Origin of the sequence: Micromonospora sp. NPDC049171, from assembly GCF_040648275.1 — a bacterium.
GTDB lineage: Bacteria > Actinomycetota > Actinomycetes > Mycobacteriales > Micromonosporaceae > Micromonospora.
This window is the reverse complement of record NZ_JBEZDJ010000001.1, coordinates 232033-254696: the sequence shown is the minus strand read 5'-3', so window position 1 is coordinate 254696 and position 22664 is coordinate 232033. Positions and strand designations below refer to the sequence as shown.

Annotated in this window: 13 protein-coding genes and 1 pseudogene; 3 read left to right on the top strand and 11 right to left on the bottom strand. The window is 69.5% G+C overall.

Features of this window, described 5'->3' with window-relative positions; genetic code table 11:
• Positions 1 to 7: 7 nt before the first annotated feature.
• Both AB0B14_RS00950 and AB0B14_RS00945 read right to left on the bottom strand, forming a co-directional pair.
• Positions 8 to 6463 carry a type I polyketide synthase gene (locus AB0B14_RS00950; protein WP_357520417.1) on the bottom strand — a complete coding sequence of 2152 codons (6456 nt, stop codon included), beginning with the start codon at positions 6461 to 6463 and terminating at the stop codon, positions 8 to 10.
• 67 nt (positions 6464 to 6530) lie between these two features.
• Positions 6531 to 6974 carry an acyl carrier protein gene (locus tag AB0B14_RS00945; protein WP_357520415.1) on the bottom strand — a complete coding sequence of 148 codons (444 nt, stop codon included), beginning with the start codon at positions 6972 to 6974 and terminating at the stop codon, positions 6531 to 6533.
• A gap of 686 nt (positions 6975 to 7660) precedes the next feature.
• On the opposite strand from AB0B14_RS00945, the gene AB0B14_RS00940 reads away from it, so the two are divergent.
• Both AB0B14_RS00940 and paaI read left to right on the top strand, forming a co-directional pair.
• A complete protein-coding gene (locus AB0B14_RS00940; RefSeq protein WP_357064370.1) occupies positions 7661 to 9229 on the top strand; it encodes a DHA2 family efflux MFS transporter permease subunit in 1569 nt (522 codons plus the stop codon).
• Positions 9226 to 9810, top strand: a complete 585-nt coding sequence (gene paaI / locus AB0B14_RS00935) for a hydroxyphenylacetyl-CoA thioesterase PaaI (RefSeq protein ID WP_357064373.1) — start codon at positions 9226 to 9228, stop codon at positions 9808 to 9810. Before AB0B14_RS00940 ends, paaI begins: the two co-directional genes overlap by 4 nt.
• A gap of 176 nt (positions 9811 to 9986) precedes the next feature.
• On the opposite strand, the pseudogene AB0B14_RS00930 reads toward paaI, so the two are convergent.
• The 9 genes and pseudogenes from AB0B14_RS00930 to AB0B14_RS00890 all read right to left on the bottom strand — a co-directional run.
• Positions 9987 to 10136 (bottom strand): annotated as a pseudogene (locus tag AB0B14_RS00930) (nitronate monooxygenase); the annotation flags it as partial.
• A gap of 2 nt (positions 10137 to 10138) precedes the next feature.
• The gene (locus AB0B14_RS00925) at positions 10139 to 10726 is read right to left on the bottom strand and encodes a TIGR03086 family metal-binding protein (RefSeq protein ID WP_357064382.1); all 588 of its coding nucleotides are present in this window, start codon (positions 10724 to 10726) and stop codon (positions 10139 to 10141) included.
• 51 nt (positions 10727 to 10777) lie between these two features.
• A complete protein-coding gene (locus AB0B14_RS00920; protein WP_357064385.1) occupies positions 10778 to 12187 on the bottom strand; it encodes a lysine 2,3-aminomutase in 1410 nt (469 codons plus the stop codon).
• The gene (pcaB, locus tag AB0B14_RS00915; RefSeq protein ID WP_357520413.1) at positions 12184 to 13629 is read right to left on the bottom strand and encodes a 3-carboxy-cis,cis-muconate cycloisomerase; all 1446 of its coding nucleotides are present in this window, start codon (positions 13627 to 13629) and stop codon (positions 12184 to 12186) included. Before pcaB ends, AB0B14_RS00920 begins: the two co-directional genes overlap by 4 nt.
• Before the next feature lie 24 nt (positions 13630 to 13653).
• Complete coding sequence (locus tag AB0B14_RS00910; RefSeq protein WP_357520878.1) at positions 13654 to 15564, bottom strand: FAD/NAD(P)-binding protein; 1911 nt, start codon at positions 15562 to 15564, stop codon at positions 13654 to 13656.
• A gap of 173 nt (positions 15565 to 15737) precedes the next feature.
• Positions 15738 to 17465: a class I adenylate-forming enzyme family protein gene (locus AB0B14_RS00905; protein ID WP_357520411.1), complete on the bottom strand. Its 1728-nt coding sequence runs from the start codon at positions 17463 to 17465 to the stop codon at positions 15738 to 15740.
• 34 nt (positions 17466 to 17499) lie between these two features.
• Positions 17500 to 18819 (bottom strand): FAD-dependent oxidoreductase, encoded by a 1320-nt coding sequence (locus tag AB0B14_RS00900; RefSeq protein ID WP_357064393.1) that lies wholly within the window; start codon positions 18817 to 18819, stop codon positions 17500 to 17502.
• Positions 18816 to 19037, bottom strand: a complete 222-nt coding sequence (locus AB0B14_RS00895) for an acyl carrier protein (RefSeq protein ID WP_357064396.1) — start codon at positions 19035 to 19037, stop codon at positions 18816 to 18818. Before AB0B14_RS00895 ends, AB0B14_RS00900 begins: the two co-directional genes overlap by 4 nt.
• A 4-nt stretch (positions 19038 to 19041) precedes the next feature.
• A complete protein-coding gene (locus AB0B14_RS00890) occupies positions 19042 to 20595 on the bottom strand; it encodes an amino acid adenylation domain-containing protein (RefSeq protein ID WP_357520409.1) in 1554 nt (517 codons plus the stop codon).
• A gap of 1664 nt (positions 20596 to 22259) precedes the next feature.
• On the opposite strand from AB0B14_RS00890, the gene AB0B14_RS00885 reads away from it, so the two are divergent.
• Positions 22260 to 22664, top strand: a complete 405-nt coding sequence (locus AB0B14_RS00885; protein WP_357064504.1) for an SAM-dependent methyltransferase — start codon at positions 22260 to 22262, stop codon at positions 22662 to 22664.

The following is a 22664-nucleotide window of genomic DNA, read 5'->3' as shown; positions in this document are numbered from 1 at the left end:
GTCGCTTCTAGATGAACTCGCGCAGCGCGTCGAGTTCCGCGTCCGCCGCACTGTCGTCGAGGTCCTCGACGTCGACCTGGTCCGTCTCCGACTCGGTCCCGGACTCGGACTCGGTCCCGGACTCGGACTCGACCGGCGCCAGTTGCTGGCCGATGAACTCCGCCAGCGTCCCGACGGCCGGGTAGTCGAACAGGATCGACGTCGGCAGCGGCACCCGGAACACCGATTCGAGCGCGTTCTTCAACTCCACCGCCGCCAGCGAGTCCAGCCCCAGTTCCACGAACCTGGCGTCGGCCTCGATGTCGTCGAGGGAGTCGAATTGCAGCACCGCGGCGACCTTCGCCCGCAGCAACGACCGGATCGCGGCGTCCCGGTCGCTTCGGGGCAGGCTCATCAACTCGTCCAGGTCGATCGTCTGCGCCGGTCCCACCTCGGTCGTCAGAACCTGCTTGAACAACGCGTTGGCCACCGGCTGACCGGCGGCGAACTTCTCCCATTCGAACTCGCAGATGATGCTCTGCGGCGCCGTACGGCCCATTGCCCTGACCAGTGCCCGGGTGGCCTCGGCGGGCTTGACGAACTTGACGCCACGCTCCTCGATGCTCTTGATCTGCCCCGACGTCAGGTTGGCGGCCATGCCCACCTCCGCCCACGGTCCCCAGTTGACGCTCAACCCGGGCAGCCCCTGGGCGACCCGCCAGTGCATCAGTCCGTCCATGAAGGCGTTGCCGGCGGCGTAGTTACTCTGGCCGGCCGCACCGATGATCGACGCGATCGAGGAGTACGCCGCGAAGAACTTCACGGTGGGTACGGCCGCGGCCGCCCGGTGCAGCAGCCACGTCCCGTACACCTTCGGGCTGAGCACCCGTTCGAAGCTCTCCCAGCTCTGATTGGCGATGGGCGCGTCGGCGAGCACACCGGCGGCGTGGATGACCCCGCCGAGCGGGGCGTCCGACTCCGCGATGGCGGCCATGATCCGGTCCACGTCGGCGGCGTCGGCCACGTCGCCCTGGTGCACGCGGACCCGCACGTCCGCACCGATCGCCGTGGTCAGCGCGGCCAACTCCTCGTCAGCCACGAGTCGCCGGCTGACCATCGCCACGTGCCGGGCGCCCTCCTGGGCGAGCCGACGTGCGGTGACCACACCGAGGGCACCCAGGCCACCGGTGATGAGGTACGTCTCGTCCGGGCTGATCGTCAGCGGCCGGTCCACCGGTCGGGTGTCGCCGAGGGTGAGCACCAGCTTGCCGGTGTTGGCGCCCCGGCTGAGTACCCCGAACGCCTCCTCGACCTCGTCGAGCGAGTACGCGACGGTCGGCAGCGCGCCGACCTGCCCCGACTCCACCAGATCCACCACCGTTTGCAGGATCTGCTTGTTGAGGCGGTTGAGCTCGTCCTGCGGGAACTCGCTGAGGTCGAAGTTGTGGTAGTCGACGTCCGGACGCTCGGCCCGTACCTGCTCGGTGGACCAGATGCCGATCTTGCCGAGCTCGACGAACCGGCCGTCCTGCCCGAGGCAGCGCAGCCCGGCCGGGACGTACTCCTTGTTCAGGCTGTTGAGCACGATGTCGACGCCGCGCCCCTCGGTGATCCGCAGGATCTCGTCGGAGAACTCAAGGTTGCGCGAGTTCATGATGTGCCGCACGCCCTGCGACCGCAGCAGCGGCCACTTGCGCGGGCTGGCGGTCGCGTAGACCTCGGCACCCGCGAGCTGGGCGAGCTGCACGGCCGCCTGGCCGACCCCGCCGGCGGCGGCGTGGATGAGTATCCGGTCGCCGGACTTGATCTTCGCGAGGTTGTGCAGGGCGTAGTAGGCGGTGACGTACGCGGCGGAAAGCCCGGCGGCCTCGGCGAAACCGATCCCGGACGGCTTGCGGACCGCCACCCCCGAGGACACGGTCATCCGCTTACGCATGCAACCGAGCTGGCTGAGCACGACGTCCTCGCCGACCGCGAACTCCGCGTCCGGACCGGCCGCGACGACGGTACCGGCGGCCTCGAAGCCCAGCGGCAGCGGCTTGTACTCGATCCCGTTGTCCAGCGCGTACTGCTTGAGCATGCCGAGAGCGTTGAGCACATCCTTGAAGTTGAGACCAGCGGCCTCGATCCGGACCTCGATCTCGTCACCGGTGGGCGCGACGTCCTGGACGGGGACCGGCTTGATGTTCGCGAACTGGCCGTACTCCACGATCGACAGCTCGAAGTTGTCGTCGTTGCCGGCGCCGGCGGCCTGCGGAAGCACCCGCTTCACGAACCGGCTGCCACCCCGGTAGGCCACCTGGAACTCGCCGCCGCCGGTGTCCCCGGTGAGCAGCTCGTCCACCAGCGGCTGGAAGTCCACCCCGGCGCTGACCGGGGGCAGGTCGAGCAGGGTCGCCCGCAGCGTCGGGTACTCGTTGAGCAGGACGTGGCCGAAGCCCCACAGGGAGGCGGCCACCAGGCTCTCGTCCGTACGGTCGTCGGCGACGTCGCCGGGCAGCCACTGCGCGCCCTGCGTCACCAGCGTGACCCGCAGTTCCCGGCCCAGCCCGAGGCCGTCCAGTTGCGCGACCAGCGTGAGCAGGTCCCGATAGTTGCGTTCGGTCTCGGTGCGCAGGCGCTCCGCACCGACCTGGTCGGGCGCGGCACGCCAGAACCAGTACACGTCGGTGACGGTGGGCTCGGCGGCGAGAGTCGCGCGCACCTGCTCGGTATCGGTGGCGAACCGCAGCCGTACGCCCGAATCCGCCAACGACGGCGCCACGGACGCGAACTCCGCCTCGGTACGGTGCAGGACGAGCACGTCACCGCGTCCCTCGGCACCCGCCTTCGCGGCAACCAGCGAACGCCGCAGCCAGCGGGGTTCGTGGAGCAGACTGCGTCCACCGTCCGACGAGGTGTTCGCGACGCGCTTGAGCCGCACCTCGTGTACGACGAACACCGGACGGTCGCCCTCGAGCACCACGATGTCGGCGGTGAGTTCCGACGCGGCGACCCCGTCCTGGGCGTCACCGGGCAGGTTGAGCTGGAGCAGGGTGCGCAGGTCGCCCTTGGGCTTCTTCAGCAGCTCGACGCTGCCGAATCCGACCGGAAGGTAGGTGTCGCCCAGCTCGGCGACCCCGGCCAGGGTCTGCATGGCGCAGTCCAGCACCGAGGCGGGCAGGGTCCCGACCGCGGGCGTGTCGATGCCCCGCAGATCCCCGATCGCGAACCCGTCGGCGTACTGCGCCACCGTGCGGATGCGCCGGAACTCCGGCCCGTACGGCAGCCCCAACTCGACGAAGTCGGCGTAGATGTCGTCGGCCCGGTGGACGGCGACCGGGGTGTCGCAGGCCCGCTCGGTCGACCGCAGCCGGCTGACGACGTCGGCCAGCGTGACCGCGTTCTCCGGCGGGCCACCGAGCGTGGCGGTGACGTGGCGGCGCTCGATGGCGCCGTTGCGGGCGGCGATACGGCTGACGATCTCGGCCTGCCACCGCCCGTCCCCGTCCGACCGGAGTCGAGTACGCACCTCGGTGGGGGACTCCTCGGGCAGGAACAGGGGCTCGAGGATGCGGACGTCCTGGACCAGGCGTCCGGTCTCGCCGAACACCGCGTCCTGCAACGCGAGCAGAACCTCGACGTAACCCGCGCCGGGGAAGACGACCTGACCCATGACGATGTGGTCGGCGAGGTGGGCCGGACTCGTCGGGTGCAGTTGAGTGGAGAACTCACGCTCTCCCGTCGCGCGCTGCGCGTCGGTCGAGACCTCCGTACCCAGCAGCGGGTGCCGGTCGCTCGCCGTGGCCAGCGTCCCGGCCGGGGCGAAGATGCCGCCGCGGTTGGGCACGGGCAACCAGTAGCGCCGCTTGTCGAACACGTAGGTCGGCAGGGTGATCCGGCGACGACGCCGGCCCTCGTGGTAACCGGACCAGGAGATCGCCAGGCCGGACGTGTAGCAGCGGGCCAGCGCGCCCCGGATGGTCGAGCCGTCCTGGTCCTTCGGGGTCAGGCTGGACAGCCACAGGTGCGGGGCCGGGTCGCCGCACCGCTTGCCCATGCTGGTCAGCGCGGCGGACGGGCCGACCTCGATGAACACGTGCCGGCCCCGGGTCTGGACGAAGCGCATGCCGGCGGCGAAGTTCACCGGCTCGCCGATGTGGCGTACCCAGTAGTCCGGGTTGCCGACGTCGGTCAGACTCGCGACCTTACCGGTCAGGTTGGAGACGAAACTCAGCTCGGGCTCGCGGAACGTGACGTCCTTGATCGCGTCGCGGAACGCGTCGAACACCTCGACCATCAGCGGCGAGTGGAAGGCGTGCGACACCGGTAGCTGCTTCGCCGTGATCCCTTGGGCCAGCAGTTCCTCGGTGATCTTCGCCAGTGACTCGGTGCCGCCGGAGACGACGCACTGCTTCGGTGCGTTGATCGCACCGAAGCTGACGTCGGCGTACCCCGCCAGCAGCGGAGCCACCTGCTCCGCGGCGGCCCGTACCGCCACCATGCCGCCCGGCGTGGTGACCGACTGCATCAGCCGGGCCCGCGCGGCGACCAGGGTGATCGCGTCCGGCAGGCTGAACAGCCCGGCGATGGTGGCGGCGACGATCTCGCCGACACTGTGCCCGAGCAGCACGGTCGGCTTCACACCCCACGAGATCCACAACTGGGCGATGGCGTACTCGAGCGCGAACAGGGCCGGCTGGGTGTAGATGGTCTGGTTGATGTCCTGCGGGTCGCCGGACGCCTCACCGAAGGCGAGTTCCTTGATCGACCGACCGAGCGCCGGCGTGAAGAGGCGGTCGCACTCGTCCAGGTGGGTTCGGAAGACCGGGTACTGGGCGTAGAGCGCGCGCCCCATGCCCGCGTACTGGGAGCCCTGACCGGTGAACAGGAACGCGACGTTCCCGCCCCGGAACTCGCCCTCCGCGCCGGAATCCGACTCGGGTTGGGCGAGGTAGCTGTCCAGCAGCGCCTCGATGTCGGCCCGCGACGACACCGTGCCGGCCAGCCGCGCGTTCCAGTGGGTCCGACCGACGTTGCTGGTGTAGCAGAGGTCGGCCACGTCGACGTCGGCCTGCTCGTCCAGGAAGCGACGGTACCGCTCGGCCTGCGCCCGCAGGGACGACTGGCCGCGCGCGGAGAGCGTGAAGAGCAGCTCGTCGTCGGGCGCGACGGCGGACGTCGGGGAGGCCGGCGGCGGGGGTGCCTGCTCGAGGACGACCGTCGCGATGGTGCCCGCGAACCCGAACGAGTTGACCAGTGCCCGCCTCGGGGCGCCCTCCCAGGTGACCTGCTTCGTCGGCACGGTCACCCGGTAGCGGTCCCAGGGGATGTGGCGCGACGGGGTCTCCAGGTTGATGTGCGGGTAGATGACCCCCTCCTGAAGCTGAAGGACGGTCTTCACCACGCCACCGACGCCCGCGGCGGCCTCCATGTGCCCGATGTTGGTCTTGACCGAGCCCACGATCACCGGCCGGTCCGCGTGCGACTCGGAGAGCACGGCGTCGATGGCACCCATCTCGATCGGGTCGCCGAGCGACGTCCCCGTGCCGTGCGCCTCGACGTACTGCACGTCACCGGGCTCGAGCATCGCGCTGGCCAGCGCCTCGCGCATGAGGATGGCCTGGGCGGTGCCGTTGGGTACGGTGAGGCCACCGCTCTCGCCGTCCTGCCGGACCGACGAACCGCGTACCAGCGCGAGCACGGTGTCACCGTCGCGCCGGGCGTCGGAGAGTCGCTTGAGGACCATCACTGCACAGCCCTCGCTGCGGCTGTAGCCGTCCGCGCTGTCGTCGAACGTCTTGCAACGGCCGTCGGCGGCGAGCATGTTGGCCTGGGAGAACACGACGTGGTTACGCGGGTGGTGGACGGCGTTCACCCCGCCGAACAGGGCGATGTCACACTCGCCCCGCCGTAGTCCCTGGGCGGCCAGGTGCAGGGCCACCAGCGAGGAGGAGCACGCGGTGTCGATGCTCATGCACGGGCCGCGCCAGCCGAGGAAGTACGACAACCGTCCCGACATCGCGCTGTGCGCCGTACCGGCGGCGATGTGGGAGGTCAACTCGGTCGGGTCCAGCCGGTCCACCTCGATGGTGTAGTCCATCGAGCTGATGCCCATGTAGACGCCGCCGTTGCTGTCACGCAGGGTCGCCGGATCGATGTTCGCCGCTTCGAGCGCCTTCCACGCGCACTCGAGCACCAACCGGTGCTGCGGGTCGACGTAGGCCGCTTCCTTTGGCGAGATGTTGAAGAACTTGGGGTCGAACTGGTCAATTCCGCTGATGAATCCGCCCCCGGCGGTAAGGACCCTGCCCTTCTCCGCCGCATCGTCGCTGTACAGGCCCTGAACGTCCCAGCGATCGTCGGGAATCGGACCCGTGCCCGATCGCCCGGCCCGCAGGAACTCGGCGAACTCCTCCGGGGTCTCGTTGTTTCCGGGGAGCCGCAGACCCATGCCCACGATGGCGATCGGCTCGTACTTCTCCATCAAGAGCTTTCGGACCAAGTCGTCATTCCGGATCTGCGAAGCCATCGCCGTCATGTCATCCCCCATGGATCAGTCAACCCCGCGGTCAAGAAGAGTAAAGGTCTTTGAGCATGTCGTTGAGTAGGTCTTTCGGTGAAGTGTGGCCGTCACTGTACGACGCCGGCACTTTCACCACGTCTCTCTCGACCGGGGCCGTCGCACTGCCAGAAGACGACGCGGTCTGCGGAAACAGATCCACCAGCACCTCGGTGCGCAGGTAGGTGAGCAGATGGGCCGCTGTCGGATTATTGAACAAACTCGCCGCGTTGATCGGGCGACCGAGCCCGGCCACCAGTCGTTGCTGAATCTCGGTCGCGCCGAGCGAGCTGAGCCCGAGCCCGAAGTAGCTCTCGTCGAGCGGGAAGACGTCCGAGTCGCCCATCAGGAGCCAGACTTTGAACTCCGCCACGACGAGGGCCTCGAGCACGCTGGCGCGCTCGGACAGTGGGGTGTCAGCCAACTGCTGGTACCAGGGCGGATTGACAGTCAAGATCGGTCCCCCTACGGACGTCGGGATTGAGGTCGCCGGCACTGGCGGCGAGCGTCTCCACGCAGGATCGCCACGGAAGCGACCCGTTCCGACACATGAACGTACTCACAATTCAGAGCCCATGTCAGTTCAGCTACTTCCCTCCCAAAACACCCTTCGATGCCACACCGGGCGCGAACCGAAACCCTTCCGCAACGCGATGAACTGGGGATTCAATGGCCGGGGCAAGATGCCGCCCGGACGGCCGGGCAGCCATACCCAAGCACGTGACAAACATCACATCGACGCCGGATGTGTCGGTTTGTTTCATGGCAGCGGTTGATTCGCCCGCCCCACCCACGGGAAAGTGGCCCCACTCGACGAGAAACTGTCACCATCCCGACTCACTCATGATCATGGCCAGCATCTGGGACACCCGGTGGAACGGACCCCGGCAGCATCCTCGGGGAGCATTAACCGATCGACATCGGACCGCACTGCGGCGAGTAGACAGAGTGTCGGTAAAACCGCACCTGTCACGCCGGCGGCGATTTGTTGCCTGACCTGTGCCGGCCATCGGATACGTCCGACCCGCGTATGACAAACGGCGCCGGCGCACCCGCGAGGACGCACATCGGGAGAGCAAACCGGGCACCCCTGCACCTACACTGTGCCGTGGCGTCGCTACCGAACGAGATTGGATTTCCATGACAGCGCAGAAACAGTCGGACTCGCCGTCCGGGTCGCCCGCCGCCGCGACGGCGGTCCGGCCACCGACGACACGGCAGTGGCTGACGCTGGCCGTGCTCACGATCGCGCAGCTCACCGCCTGGCTCGACAACACAATCCTGAACGTGGCGCTCAAGACACTGGCCGATCCGGTGGCGGGGCTCGGCGCGACCACCAGCCAGCTACAGTGGTCGATCAGCTCGTACACGCTGGTCTTCGCCGGGCTGCTGTTCACCGGCGGGGTGCTCGGCGACCGGTTCGGTCACCGACGGCTGTTCCTGTTCGGCATGGCCTTCTTCGGCGTGTCATCCGCCTGGGCGGCGTACTCCGCCGACACCACCCAGCTCATCGTGGCCAGGGGCGCGATGGGCATCGGCAGTGCCCTGATCATGCCGGCGACCCTGGCACTGGTCGCGAGGGTCTTCATCGGAGGACACCGGGCGGTGGCCATCGGCGTGTTCTCCGCCGCCAGCGGGCTCGCGGTGGCGGCCGGTCCCCTGGTCGGCGGGGCACTGCTGGAGCAGTTCTGGTGGGGATCGATCTTCCTGATCAACGTACCCTTCGCCATCGCCGCGATCGTGGGCGCGCTCTGGCTGGTGCCCAAGGCGGAGAGCAGCCGGCAGCAGCGCTTCGACCCGCTCGGGGTACTGCTGTCCACCGTGGGTATCTTCATCCTGGTCTACGGGGTGATCGAGGGTGGCCACCGCAACGAGTGGACGCAGCCGCACGTACTCGGCCCGATCCTCGGTGGCGTCGTTCTGCTCACCGCGTTCGTCTTCGTCGAGCTACGGGTGCCGCACCCCTGCTTCGACGTGCGGCTGTTCCGCAACCGGCACTTCACCGGAGCGAGCGTGTCCGTGATGCTCACCTTCTTCGGACTGGCCGGCGCGATGTACTACTCGAACTTCTATCTTCAGGGCGCACGGGGGTACTCACCCCTGGAGAGCGGCGCGGCGATCGCCCCGGTCGCGATCGGGGTGGTGCTGGGAGCACCGCTCTCGGTCCGGCTGGTGCAACGGTTCGGCCTCCGGCCGGTCGTCGCGCTGGCCATGCTCCTCGCCGTCAGCACGTTCTTCGGCTTTGTCTTCTTCACGCTGGAGACACCGATCATCTGGTTCTGCGTGCTGATGGTGGCCCAGGGCCTCGGCATGGGTGCGGTGATGGCCCCCACCACGGAGGCGATCATGGCCACGCTGCCCCCGGAGCGCACCGGCGCCGGCTCGGCCGCGAACAACTCGATGCGTCAGGTCGGCAGCGCCCTCGGCGTCGCCGTACTCGGTTCGGTGCTGTCGGGTGTCTACCAGGACGAGGTCGCACCCAGCCTGGACGTCCTGCCAACGCAGGCACAGGAGGCCGCGGGCGCCTCGGCCGAGGCCACCCGGCTCGCGGCCCAGTCGTACAACCTCCCCCAGTTGGTCGACCAGGCGAACGACGCGTTCATCACGTCGATGCACACGACAAGCATCGTGGCCGGCGCGGTATCGTTCCTCGGCGTCGTGGCGATCCTGGTCTTCCTGGGCCGGACCACCACCGGTTCGGCACGGTGAGCACGCGGGCCGGCACAACGGACACGACGCCCGGCGCGGGCGGGGCGACCTCGGCAGGAGCACCGAAGTCGACGGACAACCCGACCACCCTGGACAAGCGGGGGGACAACGGCGCGGACGTCCGGGCCACCGCGCAGGCCCGGGCCCGCGAGCTCTACGCCACCGACCTCACCTGCCAGACGCTGGGCATCGACCTTGAGGAGGTCGGCCCAGGGTACGCACAGGTCCGGATGCGGGTCGCCCCGACAATGGTCAACGGACACGGGATGGCCCACGGAGGCTATCTGTTCCTCCTGGCCGACGCGGCGTTCGCCTTCGCCTGCAACACCTACGGCCCGGTCACCGTGGCCCAGAGCGCCCAGGTGACGTTCCTCCGACCGGCCGAGGTGGACGACGAGTTGCGGGCCGAGGCGGTGGAGCGGACCCGGTTCGGGCGCGCCGGGATCTACGACGTCACCGTTCGCCGTACCGACGGCGTGGTGATCGCCGAGTTCCGTGGACAGAGTCAGATGCTCGCCGGCAGGCCGGTCATCGGGACGCCCCCGGCTGACCGGGCACCGGGCGCAGCCGCCCCGCCCTGAGCGCGGCCGCCTCGGCCGCCTCCGCGGCCAGCACCTCGACCAGCCGCCGCGCGGGAAGGTCCCGGGCGAACCGGTGCCCCTGGCCGGCCCACAACGCCATCCCGTCCGGATCGAGATGCCGCCTGCCGCGATCAGGTCGAGGTCCACCGCGTCGTCGGCACGGCCCGCAGGCCGGCCGGCGACCGGTAACCGGCGGCCAGAAAACCCAGGCCGCCGGCCGCCGAAACCTCACCGACCAACGCGGGGGTCGAGGCGCCACCGGCCATCGGCGCCGCGACGATCGGGTGTCTGAGCCGCCCGAGCACGTCCCGGGTGGACGCGCCCACGGTCAGGCCGGCCAGGCCGGGGACCGACCGAGCAGCCGCAGCAGACGGTCCTGGTCCGAGCCCTCTTCCGGCAGCGGCGGCGCGAACGACGAACCCGGCAGGCTGCGGGAGGCACCGACGGGTACCGCCCGTCGGGTGACCTCCAACGCCGCCTCGACGATGTCGTCGTCGAACTTCGGCGGCGCACCGAGCGCGGCGCCCACATCCCACCCGTGCACCACGTAGTCGAGGAAGTGGAAGCTGATCGCCATCCGGGCCGGGAAGCCGCCGACCCGCCGGATCTCCGGCAGCCAGAACTCTCGGCGCATGACGTCCGGTCCGTCGAACGCGCCGATCACCCGTTCCGCCGACCGGAGGTAGTCACCGCCCGGGTCGGCCGCCGGCTGCTCCCGCCAGACCGAATCGTCCTCGGTCTCGCCGTCGGCCGCCGCCGCGAAGCCGTTGTTCTGGGCGGTCATGTGGGCCAGCAACTGCCGCAGGCTCCACTGCGCGCACGGGGTGGGCAGATCCCACTGTTCCTCCCGCGCACTGGAGACGATCTCCACGCTCTGCCGCACCGCCCGGCGGTTCAGCTCCTGGATGTCCACCACAAACCCTCTTTCCGCTTGCCGCTGATTTGTCTGCCGCCCTACCCGCCCCGGTCAGTCGTCGAACTGGCCGTGCTCCCGCCACCAGCGCCGACCGGAGTCGGACAGGGAGGAGATCGGGTCGTAGTAGGCGTAGCGACGGTCCAACCCGTGCTCCAGGTCGCCGGAATCCGCCGTCTCGATCCCGGTCCGGTAGTTCTTCGTCCAGTACGAGACGCCGCGCTCGCGGTCGTACTCACTCACCTGGTGTACCCAACGCTTACCGACGTACGGGACGTCGCAGACGATCCGAGGCGTGGCGTACCCGGGCAGGTAACCCATGATGTCGTGTTGCAGTTCCTGCGCCTCCCACACGGCGATCCGCCAGTGCTCCGCGTTCGGGATCATGTCACACATGTAGAAGTAGTACGGCAGGATGTTCGCCTCGCCCTGCAACGCGAAGCACAGGTCGAGCAGGTCGGTCGCGGTGGCGTTGACGCCCCGCATGAGCACGCCCTGGTTGCGTACGTCCCGGACACCGGCGTCCAACGCGGCCCGGGCCGCCTCGGCCACCAGCGGGGTCACCGACTGCACGTGGTTCGCGTGCGTGTGGATGGCCAGGTTGACCGCGCGGCGTGCCGCGGTACCGGCCACCCGGGCCAGCCCCTCCCGGACGCTGGGCTGGAGCCAGTGCTGCGGCAGGCCGACCAGTGCCTTGGTGGCCAGCCGGATGTCGCGGATCGACTCGATCTCCAGCAGCCGCATGAGGAACGCCTCAAGCTGCGGCCACGGTACGTTGGCCACGTCGCCGCCGGACACCACGACGTCACGCACGCCCGGCGTACGACGCAGGTAGTCGATCATCTGGCTCTGCCGGTCCGCCGGTTTGAGGGTGAGCCGGAGCTTCTCGATCTGCGGGGTCGAGTTGCCGACCAGGTCCATCCGGGTGCAGTGGCCGCAGTACTGGGGGCAGGTGGAGACCAGCTCGGCGAGCACCTTCGTCGGGTACCGGTGGGTCAGGCCCTCCACCACCCACATCTCCGCCTCGTGCAGCGAGTCACGCTCGGCGTACGGGTGGCTCGGGCCGTCGGGGTCCCGGTCGCTGTGCAGCGGAAGCATGTACCGGCGGACCGGGTCGGCCACGAATGCCTCGCTGTAGGCACGCCGGTCGGTCCGGTCGTACGGTGCCATCGTGTTCAGCATCTGCGGTGGCAGCAGCATCGACATGGTGGCGAAGTGCTTCTGGTCGGCGGCGAGATCGTCATAGACGTGGTCGTCGAGCAGACCGCCGACCACCGCGCTCAGTTGTCCGGCGTTCTTCACACAGTGCGCGCGTTGCCACTGGGCGTCGCGCCACTGCTCGGCGGTGACGTCCCGCCAGCCAGGGAAGCGGCGCCAGTCGGGTTCGACGAGTGGAGTTCGTACATACTGGTAGGGCTGCTGATTCCGCACATCGTGCGGTACTTCTTGCACTGTGGCAGTCATCGGTCCTCTTGGCCGTACGAAACATAGTGACGTCGCAACACGCGGGCGACGACGTCCTCGGCGGCGCCGAGATAGTTGCCAGGGTCAAGCAGGTCGTGTATTGCCCGGTCCTCGCCGAGGCTCCCGGCCAGCTCGGGTGCCGCCGCCAACAGGTCGTCGAAGGACCCGCCCCCGGACGCCGCCTCCAGCGAGATCCTGGCCAGCAACTGCTTCGCGACGACCTTGCCGAGCCGCGGCGCGAGGGCCACGTTGAGTCTTTCCGAGACGATGGTCCCGCCAGTGATCGCCAGGTTGCGCGACAGTTGCTCCGGGAACACGGTCAGCCCCTCGGTGAGCTCGACCGCGTTGCCGGCCGCACCGGCGGCGAGTCGCAGCGCCTCCCGCAACGGCTGCCACTCGGACTGCCAGCCGCCGGCCGACCGCTCGTCCTCGGCGAGCAGGCTCTGCCCGAGCATGAGTGCGTACCCGGGCACCTGCCGGGCCGCCGCGACGATGACGGTGGCCAGTACGGGATTGCGCTTCTGCGGCATCGCGGACGACACCCCCCGGCCCTGCGCAGCCGGCTCCACCACCTCGGCGACCTCGGTCCGTGACATACCCAGGACGTCCACCGCCAGCTTGCCCAGCGCGCCGGTGACCACCACCAGCGCCCATCCGATGTCGGCGAGCGGGGTGCGCTGGGCGTGCCACGGCGCCTCGGGCTCACGCAGGCCCAGCTCGGCGGAGAACCCGGCCAGCAGGTCCACGCCGTGTCCCGGGCCGCCGGGGGTGCCGGTGATCCCGGCCGAGCGGGCGTACTCCTCGTACGCGGCGAGCGTTCCAGCCGCCCCGCCGAGCTGTGCGGGCAGGCTGGCGCGGACCTGCCGGACCCGGTCGACCGCGTCGAGTACCAGGGTGAGCCAGCCGGCCGCTTTGAGACCGAAGGTGATGGGCGTCGCGTGCTGGGTGAGGGTGCGACCGGCCATCGGTGTGGCCCGGTGTTCCCGGGCAAGGGTCGCCAGCGCCTCCGCCACCCGGGCCAGGTCCCCCTCGATCCGGGTCAGGACCCGGGCGGTGAGCAGCATGCTCGCCGAGTCCAGGATGTCCTGGCTGGTGCTGCCCCGGTGCACGTACTCCGCCGCGTCCGGGTCGGTCTCGGCGACGGCACGGGTGAGTTCCTGCACGAAGGAGACCACCGGGTTGGCGGCGCCCCGGGCCCGGCGGGCGATGTCGGCGATGTCGAGGCGGGCCGAGGCGGCCACCCGCGCGATCACCTCGGCGACCGGCGGCGGGATCACCCCGAGCCGGGCCTGTACCCGCGCCAGCGCGACCTCGACCTCCAGCATCGCCGCCACCCACGCCTCGTCGGACAGCAGCCCCTCCAGGCCGGCACCGGCCCACATCGGGCTGAGCAGGCCGGTGTCGGCACCCGGATCTACGCTGTGGTCGTTGCTGGTGGTCACGACGGCTCCTCTCTGGCGGACCGGTCAGGACGCGACGGGTGTCGACATCGTCGACGGCACCTGGGGAACGGCCGGGATGGCCAGGCAGGCCCGCGCGATGGCGTCGGCGTCACCCAGGATGACCGAGTCCACGCCCGGTCGGATGCCCGCCGCGGTCGCCCAGTGTACGGTCTCGGTCGGTATGCTCAGTGCGTACCGATTCAGGTGAACTCGACCGGATCTGTTGAGTAGCCGACACGGTCGACGGGTCACCGCCATCGCCCCCGTCTGGTATTCCCCCCGCTCCGGGTCCGGTATCCGGTACGGGCGGCACTGTCCCCGAGCCACCAGGCTGCGCAGCAACGGGTCCTCGGTGGACCGGATGTCCACCTCCGGCAGTCGCGCCTCGATGAGCGCGGACACCTCCACCGTCGAGTCCGGGATCTGGCTGGAGCTCACCACGAGCCCCGTCCCGTGCCGGGTCGGAGTGACCGTCAACCCCGGTCCGATGACGTTGACCACGCCGGCCTCGATGAGCGCGATCAGCTCCTCGATCCGGCTCGGCGGCGGTCCGATCGACACGAACGCGTTCAGTGGCGTGTACCACGACTGCAACTCGCTGCGGTACGAGCCGCCGGTGATGCCGGAGTGGTCCACCACGAGCCGGATCTCGTTGCGCAGGTCCCGCATCACGTCCAGGGCGGCCTTCATCGGACCCCGCACGTTACCGAGCCGTGCCTCCACGACATCCTGGCGCAGATACCCGAGCAGCCAGTCCTGGAACTCCCGGTTACTACGGAACTCCTGGTCACCGTACGGTTGGGCGACGCGGTCCCAGTCCCACCAGTCCGACTCGGGCACCCGGGAGTGCCGGAGCAGCTTCTCGTCGACCGACGGTGTCGTGGTCTGCCACTGGCAGAACTCCCACAGGAAGGAGTCCGCCGCCTCCTGCCCGTCCCGGGCGGCGATCAGCGCGTGGTAGTAGACGGCCCGGACCTCCCGGTCGACCAACGGCCACACGTCGGAGACGAACTCCACCGGGTCGCCGCCCTCGTGCCGATCCCGCAGCTCGCGTATCACCTCGACGGTGAGGAACAGCGGCATGTGCCGCCCGAAGGCGCCCTTCTGGTTCTCGCCCCGGGAGTGGTACGGGACACCACGGCGTGAGCCGACGAACATCAGCGGCTCGTGGCCGGACGGCCGGTAGGTCAACCCGTCGTCGCCGGGCACGAACCGTCCGCCGCGCCCGACGGTGAGCAGCGCCATGTAGTCGAAGAAGTTCAGCCCCATGCCGCGCAACGCGACCCGCTGACCCGGTGCGATCACGTCCAGGTCCACCTCGGCCGGATTCGCGGTGCGCAGATAGGTCACCCGCTGCGCCTCGGTGTAGGCGACCAGTTCCTCCTCGGGACCGCTCAGCGCCATGTCGACGTGCCCGAGCGTGAGCACCACCGAATCGATCCCGGTGAGCCGTTGCCCGTCGGCGAGGGTCACCGACTGGGTACCGTCCGGCGCGTCGTCCAGGGCGACTGCGGTGTCGGCGTGCAGGTGCACCGAGATGTGGGCCGGGGCGGTACGCATCACATGGTCGAGCACCCACTGCAGATAGTGCCCGTAGAACGCGCGGGTCGGGTACGAGTCCGGACCCAACTGCCTGGCCTCGTCCCGTACCGCCGCCGGGTACCGGTCCACCGACTCCATCAGGGTGACCAGTCCGGCCCACTCGTGCAGGCTGGGTCCGGGCCGGATCGGGCCGTCGCACTGCACACTCTCGTCGGTGAACATGGTCACCTGGGAGGCGACCGTGTTCATCAGCAGCACCGGCGACTGGGTGGACCGCCAGACCCGTCCGCCCGCACCGATGTGCGGGTCGACGACGTGCAATACCACGCGTTGTCCGGTCACGGCGGCGTTGGCAGCGACCCGCTCGGTCACCGACAACCCTCGCGGTCCCATTCCGATGACACACAGCGTGGTGGTGTCGCTCTCCGTCACAGCTCTTCGTCTCCCCGAGTCTGAATTGAAGGTCTGAAGCGGTGCGAGCAAAGGGCGGTCAAACCTGGGCCACCCGGACGCGACCGACCGGCTCTGTGCCCTTGATCGGGCACAGAGCGGCGAGTTCGTCGATGTCAGTCGGAGTACTCGCTCCGACGCGCGGGATCCGTGAGCAGGGTGGACAGCCGGGTCCTGAGCTCGCGCTTGAGGGACTTACCGGTGACGCCGGTCGGGTAGTCCGCGTCGGTGCGGGCCACCAGCAGCGCCGCCAGGGGCGTCAGGTTCGCCTCGGTCAGGGCCTTGTTGGCGTGCTCCAGCAGCTCACCCAGCGGCGGGTCGCCGGCGTCCTGCTGCAACCGGACCGTCGCGACCGGAACCTGACCGGCCCCATCGGCCGACGCGACACCGACCACCGCGCAGTCCCAGAACAGCTCCGCGCAGTCGGCCAGCAGGACCTCCTCGATCGGCAGGCTGTACACCGGCCCGGACGCGGTGTCCATGACGTCGACCGTACGGTCGAGGTGGTAGAAGCTGCCCTCGCTGTCGCGGTACGCCACATCACCGGTCAACCAGTACCCGTTGAGCTCGAACGAGCGGGTCAGCACCGGGTCGTTCCAGTAGCCCGGGGTACGCGACGGGGTCTGCACGGCGAGCAGACCCACCGTGCCGTCGGGCAGCTCGCGACCCTCCTCGTCGAGGACGGCGGCCCGGTGGACGACCTCGAGCGGCTTGCCGACGCAGCGGTCGTTGCGGGCCGACTCGGGCGTCGTGACCTGTCCGAACAGCGCCATCCCCATCTCGGAGGAGCCCAGTCCGTCGATGAACTGCGACCCCGGCAGCGCGGGCTGCTCCGCCTTCTCGTCGGGCAGCAGCCACGGCTTGATCAGCCCCGCCGGCCGCTCGCCCAGCGTCACCAGTCGACGGATGTGGCCGTAGTGCGCGCCGTCGCCGGTGTTGAACCAGCTGTGCACCTTCGCCGCGCCCCGGACCGGCAGGTCACCCGTGGCCAGCTCCACATAGGTGCGCGGGAACGATGCGACCATGGACGGCTTGAACGCCTCCATCACCGGCTCGACGACCTCGCGCCGCCAGTTCCCCATCACCACCGTCGGTACACCGAGCAGCGTCGTGGTCAGGAAGTAGCTGAGGCCGCCGGCGTGCGTGTGCGGCATCAGGGACATGAGCTTGTCGTACGACTCCGCCGGGAACCGCACCATGCGGGGCTGCTTGCCGTTCCAGAACTGCTTGTGGGCCAGCATGGTGGACTTCGGGGTGCCGGTGGTGCCGGAGGAGTGGATGAGCGCCACCACCTCGTCGTCCTTGTGCTGGTACGGGAACCACTCGGGCAGCTCACCGGGCTGCGGGTCGTACGCCCGGATCTCTGCCGCCGGCACGACGAACCGCGGCTTGCGCTGGTTCGCCCGGTACGCCGCGACCAGCCGGGTCGGGTCGTCGGAGACCACGCCGACCACGCCCACGTGGTCCAGGTACCGCACGGCGCCGTTCGTCGGCATCGCGTCGTTCACCATCGCGGGGATCGCCCCGAGCGAGGTGAGCGCGAAGTAGTGGAGCAACGGCTCAAGTCCCTCGGCGACCAGGACACCCACCGGGTCGCCCGGACGGACGCCGTTCGCCCAGTACCACTTGGCGTACCGGTCCCGCAGCGCGGCGAGATCCACCAGGCTGTGACCACGCAGGACGACGGCGCCCCGGTGGTCGGTCGAGTGGCTGTACGCGTACGGCACGTTGCGGTTCGGGTTCAGCTCAAGGGCACGCTGGAGGAAGTTGCCGGCGCCGAGTGTCGGGTCGGTCATCATCTCGCGCCGAACCGACAGTGGGGCGATGGGGCTGATGGCGCTCATCGAGATCTCCTAGGCTCTCAGTACTCTGCGTGGCTCAGTGCTGCTCTGCGGTGATTTCCGCGGCCACTCGATGGCCGGAGCGGATCGCACCCTCCATCAGGCCGAAGAATTCGGTGCTCGTCTCGGTGCCCGCCCAGTGCACCCGCTGGTGCGGTTCGGTGAGGTGAGGGCCGTGCCGCATCCAGTCCCCCGGGCCGAACAGCGCGGCGTAGCAGCCACGGCTGTACTCCGCCGTGACCCAGTCGGTCACGAAGAACGACACCGGGTCCGGTAGCTGCGGGAAGAGCTGGCGGGCCTGGGCGAAGGCCGCGGTGCGCTGCTCGGCGTAGGTGAGCGTGCCGAACCGGCGGGCCTCGCTGCCGGTGACGAACCCGGTCAGCACCCCGACCCCGCCCTCCGGGGAGTCGTCGACGGTGGACAGCAACGGGCCGTTGGCGCTGACCGACCAACCCGACAGGCCGTGTTCGCGCCACAGCGGGCGGGCATAGACCAGGTGCAGCTTGACCGCACACCCGGGAGCGGTCTGCGCGGAGGCGCGCGGAGCCGGCAGCGCCGGGTGGTACTCCAGGCCGTCGGCCAGCAGCGGCGGCAACGCGACGATCACGCGGTCCGCGCGCAGCTCGCCGCTGGCCGCGTACACCGTGACACCGTCGGCGTCCTGGTGGATCGCCCGTACCGGATCGGAGAGCCGGACCCGGTCGCCGAGCGCGGCGGCGAGCACCTCGCACACCTGGTGCGCGCCACCGGCGACCCGCTCCTCCTGTGCCCCGCCCTCGAACGCGTTGAGGTAGCTGACGCCGCCACCGGAGCGCAGGTAGAACGCCATGTGCAGGACCGAGATGTCCGCCGGGTCGGCGGCCATCATCTCCCCGAGGAAGAGCGGGAAGAACAGTTGCGCGTCCGGATGCGGCAGGTTGTGTCGCGCCCACTGCGCCGCCGTCATGGCATCCAACTCGGCCGCGTTCGGCGTCAGCCAGGGCGCGTCCACCCGTACGCTCGCGACCAGCTCGTCGAGCAGGTCGAACATCCCGCCCAACGCGACCGCGTTGAGCGGCGGGAACCGCCCCGGGCTGGTGTCCCGCCCGTCGTTGAGCGCGAACGTGCTGGCCCCCGCCATGGTCGTCGGCGTGGTCTTCAGGCCGGTGCGGGCCAGCAGGGCCAGCAGGCTGGTGTGCCGCTCGCCCAGGTACGCCGCACCCGCGTCGACCCAGTCGCCCGGCGCGACCTCGATGCCGTGGGTACGACCCCCGACCCGGTCGCGTGCCTCCAGAACGGTCACCTCGACACCGGCCGAGACGAGTTCCGTCGCGGCGGTCAGGCCGGCGAGACCGCCGCCGACAACGATGACGCTCACTGGACCACGCTCGCGATCTTCTCGGACAGATGGTCGGGCGACGGACCGCTGAGGAAGTCGTCGAAGGACAGCTCGACGCCGTACTCGCGGGCGATTGCGCTCAGCACCCGCGTCGCGAGCAGGGAGTCTCCGCCCAGCTCGAAGAAGTCCGAGCTCATCGCGATATCGTCGGTCTGCAGAACCCTGCGGAAGATGTCGGTCACTCCGGCGGCGCTCATTGGCTCAGCTCCTTGAAACGTGGTCGGACCCGTACCGCCGATGCGACCCGGCGCGGTCGACCTTGCCACTTGACGTGTAGACGAGGCCCGGAACGACGATGATCCGGTTGGGCACCAGATGTCGGGGAACCCTTGTACGCAGGTATGTCAGGACCTCCGCGCCGAGCACCTCGGTGTCGGCCCGGGGACGGGGCACCACGTACGCGGTCATGGTGGTGTGGTTGGCGACGGTGACACCCGCGACCGCGGTGGCGGCCACGTCCGGGTGACCCGAGATCTGGGCCTCGACCTCACCCGGGTCGACGCGGAAACCGCGCACCTTGATCTGGCTGTCGAGCCGACCCTCGTGGATCAGCGTGCCGTCCACGGCCCGGCTCACCCGGTCACCGGTGTGGAAGTAGCGCTGCGGCCCGTCGCCGAGGTCGAGCAGTTCGAACCGGGCGGCGGTCTCGGCCGCCAGGCCGAGATAGCCCAACGCCACCGACGCACCGCCGATCAGCAGCTCACCCTCGTCGCTGATGTGCTCCCGCACGTGCGGGAGCACCCGTCCGATCGGCACCCGCCGGGTCGGGTCCCACCCGGACCCGGCGCCGGGCGTACACGGGCCGTACAGGTCGACGGCGTGGGTGACCAGGGTGGTCTCGGTGCAGCCGTAGGTGTTGACGAGGCGGATCGCCGCGGTGTCGCGGGCGCACCAGTCGGCCAGTCGGGCCGGGCTGGCCGCCTCACCACCGATGATCATCAGTCGTACGCACGCGGGCAGCGTGGCCTCGTCCTCCACCAGGTAGTGCACGAGCTCGTGCCAGAACGCGGTCGGCAGGTCCAGGACGGTCACCCCCTCCGCCGCGACCATCCGCAGGAAGCGGGGGAACGATCCGGAGTAGGCCTCGCTGTTGAAGACCAGGGTCGCTCCGCTGGTGAGGGTCGGCAGGATCTCCTCGAAGCAGGTGTCCCAGTTCAGCGAGGCGAACTGGAGAACCCGGTCGCCGGGACCGATGTCGAACAGCTCCGCGAGCGAGCGGGTGGCGGCGGTGATCGCCCGGCGCGGGGTGAGCACCGCCTTCGGTGTCCCGGTGGATCCCGAGGTGAACAGCACGTACGCCGGGTCGTCGGGGTCCGGTGCGCCGAAGGTCGCCGGATCGCCGACCGCTTCGTGCACGCTGTCCGCGAACGGGTCGGTGGGACCGTCCACGCTGCTTCCCGACGTGGACGGCTCGGGTGCCGCCGGCAGTATCCGGGCGGACCCGCTCGCCGTCACCAGTTCCTGCTGTCGGGAGACCGGGAAGGTCGGGTCGATCGGGCAGTAGGTCCCACCCGCATCGAGCACGCCGAGCAGCCGGACGATCGTGTCGGCCGATCGTGCGGTCCGCACGCCGACCACACCCGGTTGCGGGCCGATCTCGGCGGCCGTCTCCCGGACCAGCCGTTCAAGCTGCGCGTAGCTGAGCACCCGACCGTTATCGCTGATCGCCGGTGACTCCGGGAGACGGCGTGCCGTCCGGTGAAAATGATCAAGTAAATCGTCCGAGGCCGCAGCCTCTCCATCGTGCTGTGACATGGAACCCCCCGTGCTCGCCACACGATCCACCCTGGGCCGAGTGCCTTCGCAACTCGAACAGGCCCGAATAGTCCAAGTGACTGGACCAATGTTGGACGGCGGCTTGTTCCGCGCCCATCATGCATGGGATGAGCCAATCATGCAAATCACTCGCTTTGCTGGTTACCTTAACCCTGGTAGAGGATTCACCGACTCCCAAGGACACAGAAGCGGGCACAACAAAAACGCAGATAAACCGATGTTCTGCGGCGATGTCCACGAAGGTCGCAGGCCACGCCGCCGGCACGCCCGGCGGCGCCTGCGGGCCGGACTGACCGTTTTCTGACAGAAGCTTTCGCAATGGGGTGACAGCTACGCTCCAGTAGGTCCAAATTGCCGCGAATGGGCTCTGCGCGAAACGGTGCGCGGGATGAGCCGCCGAGCCACCTCCGACCGATCCTCGAATGACTCCGGCCGCCGGCCACCGTTCTTCCGAATATCCGCTGGTGGCAACCGATATGGGTGTGCTATTGACACCTCCACGAACGGGACAGGTGTCGATCGAAGGCGCCCACCCGCCCAGGCTGGACCCACCGGCGAATCCCGCCCGGGCGGTCAACCCCTCGACCGGGCGCCGGCCGGCCGGCGCCCGATCACCAGCGGCCATACCGCCGCTGAGCCGCAGCGAGGGAACTCGGCCCCGATGGACCTCACGGCGGCCAGGCGGGGCGCCCCTTGCCGCCACGCCCGCGCCACACCCGCTCCCACGCCAGAGCGCCACCCCATCCGGAGCGGCCGGGCCTGCCCTCCGACGAACCGGGGACCATCGGGCGACGCGGGTCGAACACGGATAAATGCGAGCGGGAGAAGCGTCGTCTCCGCACCGTCCCGCACCCATTCGGCAAGATTCACGTACGTATCCACCGACCTGCGCCCACCAATGCCCCGACGTTGCCCGGCTAATCACCCGCATATGCCATTTGAGCTGCGACGATACAGACACGTTCCCATATTCAGGACGCCCACAGGGTCGCCGCCGAAGCTGCCCGCCAGACCATTAGGATGCCCAGCCGCCTCTCGGGCGACCCGGCCCAGTATTTAGCAGCACCCGGACAAAGTCCGATAATCACAATTTTGTGCCGCCTCCCCACGCCGGGCGAGCACCCAAATGTTGATCTTCATCGGCGCGCCGCTTGCGGGGTTACCGCTGCGAAGATGGCACGACCTCAGGGTCCGCCAAGTGCCGCGAACCAAGGTGTTTACACAATGCCCGATCCGACCCACGAGTTGTCGGAGACCCGTCAACCGGTATTCCCTCAACTCGCAGTGAATTGTGAAATCACTCTGGCCGGTCGTACGACGGTGAGCATCCCATGCGGGACCACCGACCACGGCACTATTTCCGCAGTTCGTAACCGGGCCGGAAACCGCTCGCCCGGACCGGGACCACCCGGGTCGACCGGTCCGCACCGCCAACGGGGGCCGCGACCGGCCAGAGCGCCGGCCACCAACGCCGACGCGTCGAACGCCGCCAGGTCGGCGGCACCGGCCGGTCGAACCAGGCAGTTCCCCCGGCCGACACCTACCGACCCGATGGTGCTGGTGCACGCGCGGACGCTGCTGGCAGCACCACCTCGGAGGGCGTCACCACCTCCGTCCCGGCCGACTATCACGACCCGGAGCAGATCCTCGCCGAGGCGGCGAAGACACTCGACTTCGACAAGCCCGTCGCCGTGATGTACATGGGTGTGCTGGGCTACGAGCCCGACCTGGCCGTGGTGCGCTCCATCGTCGAGCGGACGATGGACGCGATGCCCTCCGGCTCGTACCTGGTGCTCTGGGACGGCACCAACACCAGCCCGGCGGTGGTCTCCGGCGCGGAGCGGCTGGCACAGAGCGGCGGAGTGCCGTACATCCTGCGCAGCCCGGAGGAGCTCGAGAGCTGCTTCGACGGGCTGACGATGGTGCAGCGGGCCTGGTGCCGATCCCCCGGTGGCGACCGGTCGATCCCGACGCGGTCGGGATCGACGCCTACGGCGCCGTGGCGCGCAAGCCCTGACCGACCGGACGCCGCCCCGCCGCCGCCTTGA